General features: G+C 54.2%; 8 protein-coding genes and 4 pseudogenes. 4 read left to right on the top strand and 8 right to left on the bottom strand.

The genetic code is table 11. The features are described 5' to 3' along the window. Positions 1–2: 2 nt before the first annotated feature. Positions 3–695: an MATE family efflux transporter gene (locus tag ACWWJF_RS11080; protein WP_455869459.1), complete on the top strand. Its 693-nt coding sequence runs from the start codon at positions 3–5 to the stop codon at positions 693–695. On the opposite strand, the gene ACWWJF_RS11075 is transcribed toward ACWWJF_RS11080, so the two are convergent. Beyond that, positions 660–1,991 (bottom strand): IS4 family transposase, encoded by a 1,332-nt coding sequence (locus ACWWJF_RS11075; protein WP_455869458.1) that lies wholly within the window; start codon positions 1,989–1,991, stop codon positions 660–662. The genes ACWWJF_RS11080 and ACWWJF_RS11075 overlap by 36 nt on opposite strands. A 129-nt stretch (positions 1,992–2,120) precedes the next feature. On the opposite strand from ACWWJF_RS11075, the gene ACWWJF_RS11070 reads away from it, so the two are divergent. After that, positions 2,121–2,276, top strand: coding sequence for a hypothetical protein (locus ACWWJF_RS11070; protein ID WP_455869457.1), 156 nt, complete (start codon positions 2,121–2,123; stop codon positions 2,274–2,276). A 43-nt stretch (positions 2,277–2,319) separates the two neighbouring features. Here ACWWJF_RS11070 and ACWWJF_RS11065 read toward each other — a convergent pair whose 3' ends face one another. The 3 genes and pseudogenes from ACWWJF_RS11065 to ACWWJF_RS11055 form a co-directional block, all read right to left on the bottom strand. Then, on the bottom strand, positions 2,320–3,900 hold the full coding sequence (locus ACWWJF_RS11065; protein WP_455871040.1) for a methyl-accepting chemotaxis protein: 1,581 nt from the start codon (positions 3,898–3,900) through the stop codon (positions 2,320–2,322). Between the two features lie 60 nt (positions 3,901–3,960). After that, positions 3,961–4,314, bottom strand: a pseudogene (locus ACWWJF_RS11060) (transposase); the annotation flags it as partial. 8 nt (positions 4,315–4,322) lie between these two features. Beyond that, a protein-coding gene (locus ACWWJF_RS11055) for an IS3 family transposase (protein ID WP_455868400.1) occupies positions 4,323–5,491 on the bottom strand; the annotation gives its coding sequence in 2 pieces (ribosomal slippage) (positions 4,323–5,236 and positions 5,236–5,491; 1,170 coding nt in all). A 73-nt stretch (positions 5,492–5,564) separates the two neighbouring features. Here ACWWJF_RS11055 and nifJ point away from each other — a divergent pair. Further along, a pseudogene (nifJ, locus tag ACWWJF_RS11050) lies at positions 5,565–8,586 on the top strand (pyruvate:ferredoxin (flavodoxin) oxidoreductase); the annotation flags it as partial. 60 nt (positions 8,587–8,646) lie between these two features. Here the strand turns inward: nifJ and ACWWJF_RS11045 are convergent. Both ACWWJF_RS11045 and ACWWJF_RS11040 read right to left on the bottom strand, forming a co-directional pair. Next, positions 8,647–9,222, bottom strand: coding sequence for an aminotransferase class I/II-fold pyridoxal phosphate-dependent enzyme (locus ACWWJF_RS11045; RefSeq protein WP_455869456.1), 576 nt, complete (start codon positions 9,220–9,222; stop codon positions 8,647–8,649). Between the two features lie 20 nt (positions 9,223–9,242). After that, positions 9,243–9,665 (bottom strand): aminotransferase class I/II-fold pyridoxal phosphate-dependent enzyme, encoded by a 423-nt coding sequence (locus tag ACWWJF_RS11040; RefSeq protein ID WP_455869455.1) that lies wholly within the window; start codon positions 9,663–9,665, stop codon positions 9,243–9,245. A 211-nt stretch (positions 9,666–9,876) separates the two neighbouring features. Here ACWWJF_RS11040 and ACWWJF_RS11035 point away from each other — a divergent pair. Beyond that, positions 9,877–10,695: pseudogene (locus ACWWJF_RS11035) on the top strand (IS4 family transposase); the annotation flags it as partial. 57 nt (positions 10,696–10,752) lie between these two features. Here the strand turns inward: ACWWJF_RS11035 and ACWWJF_RS11030 are convergent. Together ACWWJF_RS11030 and ACWWJF_RS11025 are read right to left on the bottom strand one after the other, a co-directional pair. Continuing rightward, a pseudogene (locus ACWWJF_RS11030) lies at positions 10,753–11,798 on the bottom strand (IS481 family transposase). 107 nt (positions 11,799–11,905) lie between these two features. Continuing rightward, positions 11,906–13,113, bottom strand: a protein-coding gene (locus ACWWJF_RS11025) for an IS3 family transposase (RefSeq protein WP_455871030.1) whose coding sequence is annotated in 2 segments (ribosomal slippage) — positions 11,906–12,792 and positions 12,792–13,113 — 1,209 coding nt in all. Because the reading frame shifts where the segments join, the coding sequence is not laid out codon by codon here. Between the last annotated feature and the right edge of the window lie 102 nt (positions 13,114–13,215).

Below are 13,215 nucleotides of genomic sequence, written 5' to 3'. Positions count from 1 at the left end.
ATATGGTGCTGGCGCTGTGGTTTGTGCGTGGGTTGGAATGGGGCGTGCCGGGCATTGCCGGTGCTACGCTGATCGCGCAAATCAGCGGCACGCTGTTGGGCTTGCGTCTGATTTATCGCTATCTGACACCGCACAAGGCTGCCATGTCACCTGCCGCCTTGCTCTCCTGGCGCGAGTTCAAAGCCATCATGATGGTGAATGGCGATCTGATGCTGCGCACGGTATGCCTGCTGGTGGTGACGAATCACTTTGTGGCAACTGGAGCGTCCTTTGGCACAGAAATGCTGGCCGCCAACGCGGTACTGTTTCTGATTCACTATTTGATGGCATATCTGTTTGACGGTTTTGCCAATGCGTCCAGTGTGTTCAGTGGCCGTGCGCGCGGTGCTAACGACGCTGAACACTTCCGCTATTCTGCGCTGTCTACGCTGTGGATGTCGGGATTGCTGGCGTTGTTATGGGCCTGGCAGGGCGACAGCGTTATCGGCTGGTTTACCCATCAGGCGGAGATTGTGGCGCTGTGTCAGCGCTACAGCATCTGGCTGATGGTGTTTCCGCTGTGCGGCGCCGCAGGTATTATTTTTTATGGCGTGTTTACCGGTATTACCTACACTGCGCCAGTGCGCAATTCCATGCTGATGGCACTTATGGCCACCTCGTTATACACATCTCTGTTCGTGCCTGAGCGCGCGTAGCGTTTCGGCGGCCGTCATGACTTTCTGCAAGCCTTTCCAGATAGTTTTTGCGCCTGGTTCACCGTCGCCTTTTCGAGCAAGAAAGCCTCCGAGTTGCGCAACTAAGCGCAATACTTCGTTTAGCTTAGGGCGGCCCTTGGGCATACGCTTGTTCATCAGTAGGTAAGCTCCATGAGTCTCGTCGGAATCAAAGAACAACATTGCGTCTAGCTCTGGACAGGTTCGTCCCATACGCATTAAATAGGCGATGCGCCATGCCACGATCATGAACAGCGCCAATGCCCGCTCAATGCGATCCACGGTCGATAACTGTAACGCTTCGACACAGCAGCCGTTCTTCAGCACATTGAAGAACATCTCGATTTCCCATCTAGCCCGATACCAGTCGATCAGCTCCACGATATCTTCTCGTCCTTCAGGTACGCGATTGCTCAGCAACCGCCACTCGACCGGCTTCACGCCTGCTGGCGGCTCAATTTCCTTGGCTATCACACAAGTCACTGCCAACCCGCAACGCAGCGACACTCGCTTCACGCGCAGCGCCTGTTTCACCGTACGCGCCTTCTGCCCCGCGCGAGCCGCCATAACGAATTGGATTTCTCCCACCGGCACGGTCTTTCCAACCTTCTGCCAAAGCTTCTCATTACAGTCCAGACTGCGATTATGAGTCGAGCGGATCAACCAGTCAGCCGGAGTGCCAAGGTCATCAGCGAGCTGCATCAACGCCTTGATATCCGCTTCGCGATCGGCTAAGTACACCAGACGTGTGTTTGGCAACTTCGAGGCGAGTTCAGCAACTCGCTCGTATCCCTCGAGCCAGCGCGTACTCTCCTTGATCCCATCGCGTTTTCCGTCTGCATCCTTCGGCTCTCTTGCCCACATCCACGCATCCAGTACGCCCAACCCCACGCGATCCGGACTGACCGCGTAGGTCGGATGCAGATACAGACCACGCCTGGCTTCGTAGTTCAAGGGACCCAAGCCTTGGATTTGCTGCCCGTTGAAGTCAAGCTCGGTAGTGTCTTGGATACACAGCACAACCTCGTGTTCTCGGATCCTTTCCTGCGTACGCTGCCAGTGAGGTTGCAGAATGTCTCGCCATTCGAATGCTTGGTTCTCCATGAAGCGGTAAGCACCCAGCGTCTCAGACCATCCGAGGCACGCATGCGGAATGCTGGCTTGCGGATTCTCAGCCAGCCGTATCAAAAGCCCTTTGGCACGCTTATTGAGCCTCGTGTCACCAAGATTTACCCCTTCCAGTTCTTGGTGTGCCCAGCCATCTGAATCCCGTGTCATTTTTCAGCGCCGTAAATGGCGATAGTACACGTCGGTTTCACTTCATTTACAACCCCACTGGCTGCCTATTTCAGCCCGCTAACCCTTGGCATATAAGGCGTTGCGGACTTGTGTATAACTAGGTGACTTATGGCCTGGTTTGCCGCGTGGTACTTTTTGGTACCGGTGTACGGCAACCACGGTTTGTGGCTGGCGTATCTGGCATTCAGCCTGGGACGTTCGGGCTTTTTACTGCTGTGGCTGCCTGGCGCGAGCCGTCGTCTCAGTCACGTGCACGCCGTATAAATCCACTATCCCCTTCCACATGCGGTGGAAGGGGATAATCCGGTTAGCGCAAACGCAGCGCAGACGCTTGCTCCACACGGAAGAAGCGCACAGCATTACGTAGCTGCTCACCTTGTTCGGTCAGCGATTCTGCTGCGGTCGCGGATTCTTCTACCAGCGCGGCGTTCTGTTGGGTGACCTGATCCATCTGATCGATGGCGACGCTGATCTCCTTGATACCTATGTGCTGTTCATCAGACGCCATCGAAATATCCGCCACGATTTTGGATACCTGATTGACGGAATCCACCACGTCGGTCATCGCCTTGCCCGCTTTGTCAGCCTGTTGAGAGCCTTCGGCGATCTTCTCTACTGTGCCCTCGATCAGTGCTTTGATCTCCTTGGCGGCATCGGCACTTTTCTGTGCCAGCGTGCGCACCTCACCAGCAACCACCGCAAACCCTTTGCCTTCGCTGCCGGCACGGACGGCTTCCACCGCCGCGTTCAGTGCGAGGATATTGGTTTGAAAGGCAATACCTTCGATCACGGCGATAATATTGACGATCTTCTGCGAACTGTCAGAAATTTCCTGCATCCGCGCCAGCATATCGTTAACGATTTCTCCGCCCTGAGACGCGGTATCAGAGGTTTTTTGTGCCAGTGAGCTGGCTTTGCGGGCGTTATCCGCATTTTGTCGTACTGTTTGTGTTAATTGCTGCATGTTGGACGAGGTTTGTAGCAGTGAGGCGGCCTGTTCTTCGGTGCGTTGTGACAGATCGCTGTTGCCTTGGGCGATCTCATTTGACGCCATAGTGATGGATTCACTGCCGTCAATAATATTACGCACGGTATCCGCCAGCCGCTGATTCATATGGCTGATGGCCGCCAGCAGGCTGTGGTTGTCCCCCGGACGCAGGGCGATGGCCGTCAGCAGGTTGCCGGTGGAGATTTCGTTCATGATTTCCATCGCATAGCGCGGCTCGCCGCCCAATTGGTGAGAGATGCTACGAGAAATAAACAGCGCCAGTAGGCATGACATCACCACCGCCAGTAACAGCATGCCGATCAGGGTATACTTCGCGTCCTGATACCCTTTTCTGGCCTCGCGGACCGCCGCGTTGCCTTTCTCCACTTCCATATCGACCAGCTTTGCCAGGTCTTTCATCAGTTGGCTGCGGTATTTTGACGATACCGCGCCGCTGATGCGGGATGCTTCCTTCAGTTGACCTTTGCTCACGGCAGCAATCACGTCCTGATTCACGGCGCTAAATTGCCCTAAGCCTTCAATAATCGGGTCTAACAATGATTTCTGACCGCTGGCGGTAAGCAACTTGGTGTAGCTGTCCAACGCTCGTTGGAAGATCGCAGTATCTTCCAGTAACTCAACGCGATGTCCTTCACGCTCTTTGTCGGTGAACGAGGCAATATATTGAATTTGTTGCAAACGGATTTCGGACAGCGTGCCCCGCATCTCCAGCGTGTAGCGCACGCCAGGCAAGCGGCTATCACGATAGGATTCGATATTCTGGTTGTTGAGATGTAACTGATACAACGCAGCGCTACCGAGCAACAACATGAGTACGATCAATATTGAAAAACCGGAAAGCAGTTTGGTTAACAGTGAAAGCTGAGACAGTTTTTTCATCATCTAAATGGCTTTGTTGAATAAATCAGAACTTGTAACGACTGTGCCCCAGGTCGATTGTTACGTGATGCGAATACTGTTCGGCATTCCTAATAGCGTGATCCGGTTAAGCGCTTTGACCATCGCCATGGCTTCACCCACCTGAGCATCGTAGTCACGCAGACTTAGATGACCACCCAGAAGCGTTTTGAACCGGAACATGGCCGTTTCAGCCACTGAGCGTCGGTGATAGCCCACTTTCTTTTTCCAGGTATCGTTGCTGCCGCTCAGGCGCTGATTTGCAGCAGCGTGGTTACGCTCGTGGTAGTGGTCCGGCCAATATTGCGCCCCCCTTCGCGGCGGGATAAGCGGCCTTATTTTCTTCCTCAGCAGAGCATCATGGCAGTAACCTGTATCGTAAGCGCCGTCAGCCGATGTAGTGGTCAACTAATATTGGCCACCGCATTAGACTGTATGTAGAACAGTCGCTCAGATTCGTTTGGAGTTAAGCCGCCGTTATACCAGTGAGGCCGGATAGCGCTGTAATACCCCGTGATGTAGCGGATAATCGCGTCCTGGGCTTCGCTGAAGCTGTTGTAACCCTTTGTCGGCACCCATTCTGTCTTCAGGCTGCGGAAGAACCGCTCCATTGGCGCATTATCCCAGCAGTTACCCCGCCGACTCATACTCTGCTTTATCCGGCAGCGCCACAGGGCTTGCCGGTATTGACGGCTGGTATAGTGGCTGCCCTGGTCGCTGTGGAACATGACTCCTGTTGGTTGTCCCCGGAGTTCCCAGGCCATCTGCAACGCTTTAACTGTCAGCGCCGAGTCCGGCGACGTCGACATGGCCCAGCCCACCGGTTTGCGGGCGAACAGGTCTAGCACCACCGCAAGGTAAGCCCAGCATTTGCCCGTCCAGATGTAGGTCACATCGCCGCACCAGACCTGATCCGGCGCGGTAACCGCGAACTGGCGGTTGAGATAGTTCGGTATTTCAACGTGTTCATTGCCGCCGCGTTTGTATTTGTGAGCCGGTCGCTGGCAGCTGGCGATACCCAGCTCCTTCATCAGCTTGCCAGCCAGCCAGCGCCCCATTTTGACACCAGAGCTGCCGGTGACGATGGTCGCGATACTTCGAGCGCCGGCAGAGCCGCCGCTGGCGTTCCAGGCTTCCATGACGCGACTACACTTAACCACGCGCTCACCGTCGGGTTCATTAGCGGAAGCCTGCCAGTGCCTGTAGCTGCTGCGATGTACCTCAAAAGTTTGGCACAACGCCGTGACCGGGTATCGCGCCCTCAGCCTGTCGACTACCGTGAACCGTTGAGTGAGTCCGACATTAAGAGCGCCGTAGCCTTTTTTAGGATTTCGTTCTCCATTTCAAGGCATTGGACTTTTTTCTTCATCTCACGCAGCTCGAGCTGTTCAGGGGTAAGAGGAAGTCCCGTTGGCGTTTTTCCCTGTCGTTCAAGGCGAAGCTTATTGACCCAGCGACTAATGGCAGAATGGCTGACATTAACCGCCTCTGCGGCCTTAACGTATGTGTAGCCGTGGTCGACAACCAGCTTTGCGGCTTCGAGCTTAAATTCCGCCGTAAAATGTTTACCCATGAGGTCACCTGTCGTGTTGATGAGGTGAGCATATCACCTCCGATCAGGTGGCCAGTATCAGTGTGCCACTACAATCCATTTCTTCGACGGTTTCCGTACTTCACATGAAATCAATAAAGTGGAACCGCTCAGTGATGAAGTATTGCTGAAACTGCTGCCTCAGGATGCAATTGCCGCACACCGTGAGCGAGCGCTTACACCAGAACGTCCGGTGATCCGTGGCACGGCCTCCAATCCGGATACTTTCTTCCAAGCACGCGAAGCCACCAATCCGTGGTACAACAACACCTACTCTCACGTTGAGCAGGCGATGGATGCCTTTGCCGAGGTTACCGGACGTCGCTATCAACCGTTTGAATATTAAGGGCACCCAGAAGCGACGCGCGTGATTGTGCTGATGGGCTCGGGCGTAGGGACGTGCGAAGAAGTGGTGGATGCCCTGCTAACCCGTGGTGAAAAAGTGGGTGTGCTTAAAGTGCGTCTGTATCGTCCGTTCTCAGCGCAGCATCTGCTCGCCGCCCTTCCGCAAACCGCGCAGAGCATCGCTGTGCTCGATCGCACCAAAGAACCCGGTGCTCTGGCAGAACCGCTTTATCTGGATGTGATGACCGCACTAGCGGAAGCCTTTTCCCGTGGGGAGCGGGCAACATTACCGCGTACCATTGGTGGCCGTTACGGTTTGTCTTCCAAAGAGTTCACACCACAGTGTGTACTGGCTATTTTTAATGAGTTAGCGCTTGCTAACCCAAGACCGCGTTTCACTGTAGGGATTTATGATGATGTAACCCACCTTTCACTGCCGTTGCCGGAACAACACTTCCCCTCCAGCGCAGGACTGGAAGCGCTGTTCTACGGACTTGGCAGCGATGGCACTGTCTCCGCCACCAAAAATGCCATCAAGATTGTCGGTTCCAGCACACCAATGTTTGTACAGGGCTATTTCGTCTACGACTCCAAAAAAGCGGGCAGCCTGACGGTATCGCACATGCGCGTTGGCCCGCACCCGATAAATTCGGCCTATCTGATCGATCAAGCCGATTTCGTCGCGTGCCACCAGTGGAAGTTCATTGAGAAGTACGCTATGGTGGAACGCTTGAAACCCGGCGGTATCTTCCTGATAAACACCCCTTACAGCGCCGACGACCTGTGGCACCGCTTGCCACAAGAGGTTCAGGCAGGCCTGAATCAACGTCAGGCAAGGGTCTATTGCATCAACGCAGCCAAAATAGCCCGTGAATGTCAGTTGGGTGCGCGTATCAACACCTTGATGCAAATGGCATTCTTCCATCTCTAGCAGATTTTGCCTGGTGATGCGGCCGTAGAGAAACTGCGTAGCGCTATCGAAAAGAGCTATGGTAGTAAGTGGTCGCCCGCAACTGGAAAGCGCTGGAAGCCACACTGGCGGCGCTGGAATCCGTTGCGCTGGCAGCGGTTAATCCTGAAAGTCCGCAACGTCTACCAGTAGTATCCGACGCCGCGCCGGACTTCGTTAAAACGGTAACGGCAACCATGCTGGCAGGACTCGGTGATACCTTACCCGTTTCCGCCTTACCACCCGATGGGACCTGGCCCACCGGCACCACCCAGTGGGAAAAACGTAACATTGCAGAGGCCATTCCGCTTTGGAAACCAGAGCTGTGTACGCAGTGTAACCACTGCGTCGCCGCCTGCCCGCACTCGGCTATCCGTGCCAAAGTAGTGCCTGCTGAGGCCATGAGCGACGCGCCTGATTCGCTGCAATCGCTGTATGTCAAAGCGCGTGATATGCGTGGTCAAAAGTATGTATTGCAAGTCGCCCCGGAAGATTGCACGGGATGTAACCTGTGCCCGGCGAAAGACCGTCAAAACCCTGAGATCAAAGCCATCAACATGGAATCCCGCCTGGATAATCTGAGCGTGGAAAAAACCCACTTTGATTTCTTCCTGCAATTGCCGGAAATCGACAAGAGCAAGTTGGAACGTATCGATATCCGCACGTCACAGTTGATTACGCCGCTATTCGAGTACTCGGGTGCCTGTTCAGGTTGTGGCGAAACGCCATATATCAAACTGTTAACACAGCTCTATGGCGATCGTTTGCTGGTCGCCAACGCCACCGGCTGCTCATCTATTTACGGCGGCAATTTGCCCACCACGCCGTGGACCACCGATGCCAACGGACGTGGTCCTGCCTGGGCCAACTCGCTGTTTGAGGATAACGCCGAATTTGGTTTAGGTTTCCGTCTCAGCGTGGATCAACATCGCCAGCGCGCCTTGCGTCAGCTCTTGCATTTAGCACCGCAGCTCCCCGCCGATCTGGTGAGCGCCTTGCAGGAAGAGAACATTGCGCCAGATCTGCGCCGCCAGCAAATTGCACAGTTGCGTGAACAGCTTGCCAGCCTCAATGATTCGGTGGCACGTGAACTTAGCCACGATGCCGACCATCTGGTAGACAAATCCGTCTGGCTGATTGGCGGTGATGGCTGGGCCTATGATATTGGCTACGGCGGTCTGGATCATGTGATGAGCCTGACAGAAAACGTCAACGTGCTGGTGCTGGATACCCAGTGCTATTCCAACACGGGCGGTCAGCAATCCAAGGCGACACCGCTGGGTGCGGTCACCAAATTTGGGGAAAAAGGTAAACGTAAGGCGCGTAAAGATCTGGGCATCAATGTGATGATGTTCGGCCACGTTTATGTCGCACAGATTTAACTGGGCGCACAGATCAACCAAACGGTGAAAGCAATTCAGGAAGCGGAAGCCTGGCCAGGTCCATCCTTAATCATCGCCTACAGACCCTGCGAAGAACACGGCTACGATCTGGCGTTCAGTCACGATCAGATGCGTCAACTGACGGCCACCGGATTCTGGCCACTCTATCGCTTCGATCCGCGTCGTGTGGAAGAAGGCAAACCGGCGTTGGTCACCGATTCCCGTCCGCCCTCCAGCAGCCTGAGTGAGACACTGTTGAAAGAGCAACGCTTCCGTCGGCTGAATACGCAAATGCCGGAAGAGACACGCGGTTGTATGAAGAAGCGGAACAGGATCTGCGTCGTCGTTTTGACTTCCTGACGATGATGGCAGGTAAAGCAGAGAAGAACACTCAAGAATAAGGCCGAAATATCCGACGAGATCCTCAGTGCAAGCCGAGGATCTCGTAAGGAAAATGCGCGCTAGCGAAAGATCTGGCTGACGGCTTCGGCCACTGTCTCTACCTGATGCTCCTGCAACTGGCTGATACTGAGCCGAATAAACTCTCCGCTTTTTACCCCCGCTCCCACGCCAACCCTCACGGCAATGCCACGCACGGCCAAGGTTACCAGCGCATGACGCTCCGAAGGTACTGGCAACCAGATACAAAGCGCATCGCTTTCTGGTACATTAATGCCCCGTCGAGCCAGCGCATCCACTAACGCCTGACGTCGCCGGTGGTAGACCTGTTTGGCATGTGCAATATCGTGCTGTGCCTGCGTATCGTTCAATAAATAAGCCAACGCCCCTTGCAGTATCCTGCTACTCCATCCGACGCCAAAATGACGGAAGGATTGGAGCTGGTCCATTCGGGTTTTACTGCCCGATATCACGGCCAAACGTAAATCCGGTCCATAGGCCTTGGAGTAAGAGCAAACATGAATTGTACGTTCAGGATGGTAGCGTCCCAAACTGATCGCGGGACAGGTTGATAATTCACCGATACCATCATCTTTCAGAATCAGCACATTTTCATGCTCGGCCAGTACAGCGGCCATGTCGCCCAGCCGCTCAGGGCTTACGGCGCAACCCGTGTGTGAATGTGTCCTGGGCTGGGCTGGAAAATAAACGCGACTGGCTTTTGTTGCAGCGCCTGTTTCAGTTCCTCAATGTCAGGTCCGTTGACATCACAGCCCACCTTGATGGCGTTCATTCCCAGCAAATCGAGCAAGTCGAGTAAACGCGCGGTGGTAGGGCTTTCGATAGCCACCGTCGAGCCGGGAAAGATCAATGCCTGCAACGCCAGGTACAGCGCATCAAACCCGCCACTTGAGGTAATGAACGCCTCAGCCGGATAAGGCCAGCGTTTGCGAACCGCCGCCTCCAATTCAGGCACAATGGCAGTTCGTTGATAACTGTTTAACGTGGACTGCGACAGGGCATGTTGTAATGCTGCCGCCAGATGAGGTAATAACGCGGGGTCCGGTGAAGAGAGTTCCATATTAATCTGGATGGTGTCACCAAAGTTACCGACCCTCTCAAAACGTTCAGAACGGGGCGAGACTCGCTGACTACAGACCCATACCCCACCTCGTTATACACAAGTCCGCAACGCCTTATATGCCAAGGGTTAGCGGGCTGAAATAGGCAGCCGGTGGGGTTGTAAATGAAGTGAAACCGACGTGTACTATCGCCATTTACGGCGCTGAAAAATGACACGGGATTCAGATGGCTGGGCACACCAAGAACTGGAAGGGGTAAATCTTGGTGACACGAGGCTCAATAAGCGCGCCAAAGGGCTTTTGATACGGCTGGCTGAGAATCCGCAAGCCAGCATTCCGCATGCGTGCCTCGGATGGTCTGAGACGCTGGGTGCTTAACGCTTCATGGAGAACCAAGCATTCGAATGGCGAGACATTCTGCAACCTCACTGGCAGCGTACGCAGGAAAGGATCCGAGAACACGAGGTTGTGCTGTGTATCCAAGACACTACCGAGCTTGACTTCAACGGGCAGCAAATCCAAGGCTTGGGTCCCTTGAACTACGAAGCCAGGCGTGGTCTGTACCTGCATCCGACCTACGCGGTCAGTCCGGATCGCGTGGGGTTGGGCGTACTGGATGCGTGGATGTGGGCAAGAGAGCCGAAGGATGCAGACGGAAAACGCGATGGGATCAAGGAGAGTACGCGCTGGCTCGAGGGATACGAGCGAGTTGCTGAGCTCGCCTCGGAGTTGCCAAACACACGTCTGGTGTACTTAGCCGATCGCGAAGCGGATATCAAGGCGTTGATGCAGCTCGCTGATGACCTTGGCACTCCGGCTGACTGGTTGATCCGCTCGACTCATAATCGCAGTCTGGACTGTAATGAGAAGCTTTGGCAGAAGGTTGGAAAGACCGTGCCGGTGGGAGAAATCCAATTCGTTATGGCGGCTCGCGCGGGGCAGAAGGCGCGTACGGTGAAACAGGCGCTGCGCGTGAAGCGAGTGTCGCTGCGTTGCGGTTGCGGGTTGGCAGTGACTTGTGTGATAGCTGTATTAGCTCAGACCTGATCTGACAGTTACCGGTTATTTATACAGGTGTCTGTCAGATTAAATCTGGTTCAGATTTTTTTCTGCCCAGACTCGTTTACCATCAAGTAACGTGGCCATTGGCGTACGCCCGCAGCACATTTTACCCTGATGAGTTCGCTCATTATTGTAATGCCACAACCAGTTGTCCAGATCCTTTTGTAGACTTTCTAGGTCCTCGTATAACGTCTTACGGAACGCAACCTGATAAAAATCCTGCAAAATAGTTTTATGGAAGCGCTCGCAGATACCGTTTGTCTGCGGAGACATCGCTTTCGTTTTCGTATGGTCTATATCGTTGATAGCCAAGTACAGCTGATAGTCATGTTGTTCCACTTTACCGCAGTACTCCGTCCCCCCCCCCTGTCCGTCAGTATTCTTAGCATTGGCAGCCCCTGAGCTTCGTAGAACGGCAGCACGCGATCATTGAGCAGGTCGGCGGCAGAGATCGGTGCTTTACTCGTGTAAAGCTTGCAGTGCGCCACTTTCGAGTACGTATCCACGAACGTCTGCTGGTAGATACGGCCAACACCTTTCAGATTACCCACGTAGAAGGTGTCCTGCGACCCCAGATAACCCGGGTGAGCAGTCTCTATTTCACCACAGGCTTCGTCGTCGTGCGCCTTCTTCTCCAGTGCAGCGATTTGAGCATCAGTAAGTACGATGCCTTCTCTGGCAACTTTTTCCTCAAGTGCCTTCAGGCGCTTACGAAAGTTTTCCAGATCGTGTCGTTGCCAGATGGAGCGCACACCGCTGCCAGAAATGAAGACGCCTTTTTTACGCAGCTGATTACTGGTCCGGTGCTGGCCATGAGCCGGGAACTCAATGGCGTAATCAACAACCGCACGTTCAGTGGCTTCATCAGCACGGTTTTTCAGGTTGGGAACCCGGCGGTTTTGGTTAACCAGAGCGTCAATGCCGCCTTCTGCCGCCAGTTCCTGATAGCGATAAAACGTGTCGCGTGACACCCCCATGATTTTACAGGCTTTTGATACGTTACCGAGTTCTTCGGCGAGATTGAGCAGGCCGGCTTTGTGTTTGATGATGGGATTGTTAGTATGAAGCATGAGAGTTACCTCGTGTTTTGTATAAGGATTCGACACCCATATCAAAACCGGTAACTCTCAACCTTTCAAGTGATCTTGACCCACCATCTCCGGACAGCTTTTGTATCTTAAGTTAACGATGCCCGCTGGCGCCGATATTCTCTTGGGGAGTTGTATCCCAGCGCACTGTGCGGATGGTTTTCATTGTAATGATTGAACGCCGCTGCAAGATTCTTCAGCGCTGTTCGCACATCGGGTTTTGGCATGAAGGCGATGTAATCTTCCTTCATCGTCTTCACGAACCGTTCTGCCATGCCGTTACTCTGTGGACTGCTCACTGCTGTTGTGCAGGGCTCCAGATTCCGTTCTCTGGCGAACTTCCGCGTTTCATGCGCTGTGTACGCTGAACCATTATCCGTCAGCCATTGCACTGGTTTATCCGGCAGCGCGCTACCGAAGCGTTTTTCCACCGACCTCAGCATCACATCCTGCACGGTTGAACTGTCATAACCCCTGGTGCTCGCTGCCCAGTCTATGGCCTCCCGGTCGCAGCAGTCCAGTGCGAACGTCACCCGCAGCTTCTCGCCGTTGTCACAACCGAACTCGAAGCCATCTGAGCACCAGCGCATATCGCTCTCTGCTACCGCGATTTTGCCTTTATGCTCCCGCTTCTGACGTTCAGTTTTATCATGCAACAACAGCAGGTTATGCTCGCTCATTATCCTGTAAAGCCGTTTGGCGTTCACCGGTGGAAGTCCCTCTGCACGACGTTGCTTACGCAGGATACCCCACACTCGGCGGTAACCGTAACTGGGCATGTCGCTGATGATACGGAGGATGTCCGATAATATCTCAGCATCAGCTTCGTCATTACGCCGGTTGCTGCGCCTGTCCAGCCAGTCGGCAGAACGGTTAACCCGCAGTGACAGCTGCGCACGCGACACGCTCATGGCGCGGCTGACCAGAGCTATTCCCCGTCCTTTGGCAACAAGGGCGCGTGCGCTATCCATTTTCGCGACTGGCGGTACTCCACTGCTTCTTTGAGGATCTCAACTTCCATCGTCTTCTTACCCAGAAGGCGCTGTAGCTCCCGGACCTGCTTGAGGGCAGTCGCCAGCGCCGAAGCTGGAACCACTTCTTCTCCGGCCGCAACGGCGGTGAGGCTTCCTTCCTGGTATTGCTTCTTCCACTTAAACAAAAGGCTGGGCTGGATGCCATGCAGGCGGGCTACATGGGAGACGTTCATCCCCGGCTCCATTGTCTGCTGAATGATGGCGATTTTCTCTTGCGGAGTTTTACGCTTACGGACTTCTTGCCCTAACAGGATCCCGGTCATTTCAAAATTAGCATGATTGTTAGACATATATCTAAGCCTATCTCTTATCTGGAGATACAGCTACTGTCTGGTGTTACAGGGGGCTACATCATCTCAACCTTT

The organism is Symbiopectobacterium sp. Eva_TO (genome assembly GCF_053848865.1).
Note: the sequence above shows the minus strand (reverse complement) of the source record. Positions and strands in the feature narration are given on the sequence as shown.

Bases quoted from the DNA above. Each gene is read 5' to 3' on its own strand.
- ACWWJF_RS11080 (WP_455869459.1), top strand. From the start codon at position 3: ATGGTGCTGGCGCTGTGGTTTGTGCGTGGGTTGGAATGGGGCGTGCCG.
- ACWWJF_RS11065 (WP_455871040.1), bottom strand. From the start codon at position 3,900: ATGAAAAAACTGTCTCAGCTTTCACTGTTAACCAAACTGCTTTCCGGT.
- ACWWJF_RS11040 (WP_455869455.1), bottom strand. From the start codon at position 9,665: ATGGAACTCTCTTCACCGGACCCCGCGTTATTACCTCATCTGGCGGCA.
- ACWWJF_RS11045 (WP_455869456.1), bottom strand. From the start codon at position 9,222: ATGGCCGCTGTACTGGCCGAGCATGAAAATGTGCTGATTCTGAAAGAT.
- ACWWJF_RS11070 (WP_455869457.1), top strand. From the start codon at position 2,121: ATGGCCTGGTTTGCCGCGTGGTACTTTTTGGTACCGGTGTACGGCAAC.
- ACWWJF_RS11075 (WP_455869458.1), bottom strand. From the start codon at position 1,991: ATGACACGGGATTCAGATGGCTGGGCACACCAAGAACTGGAAGGGGTA.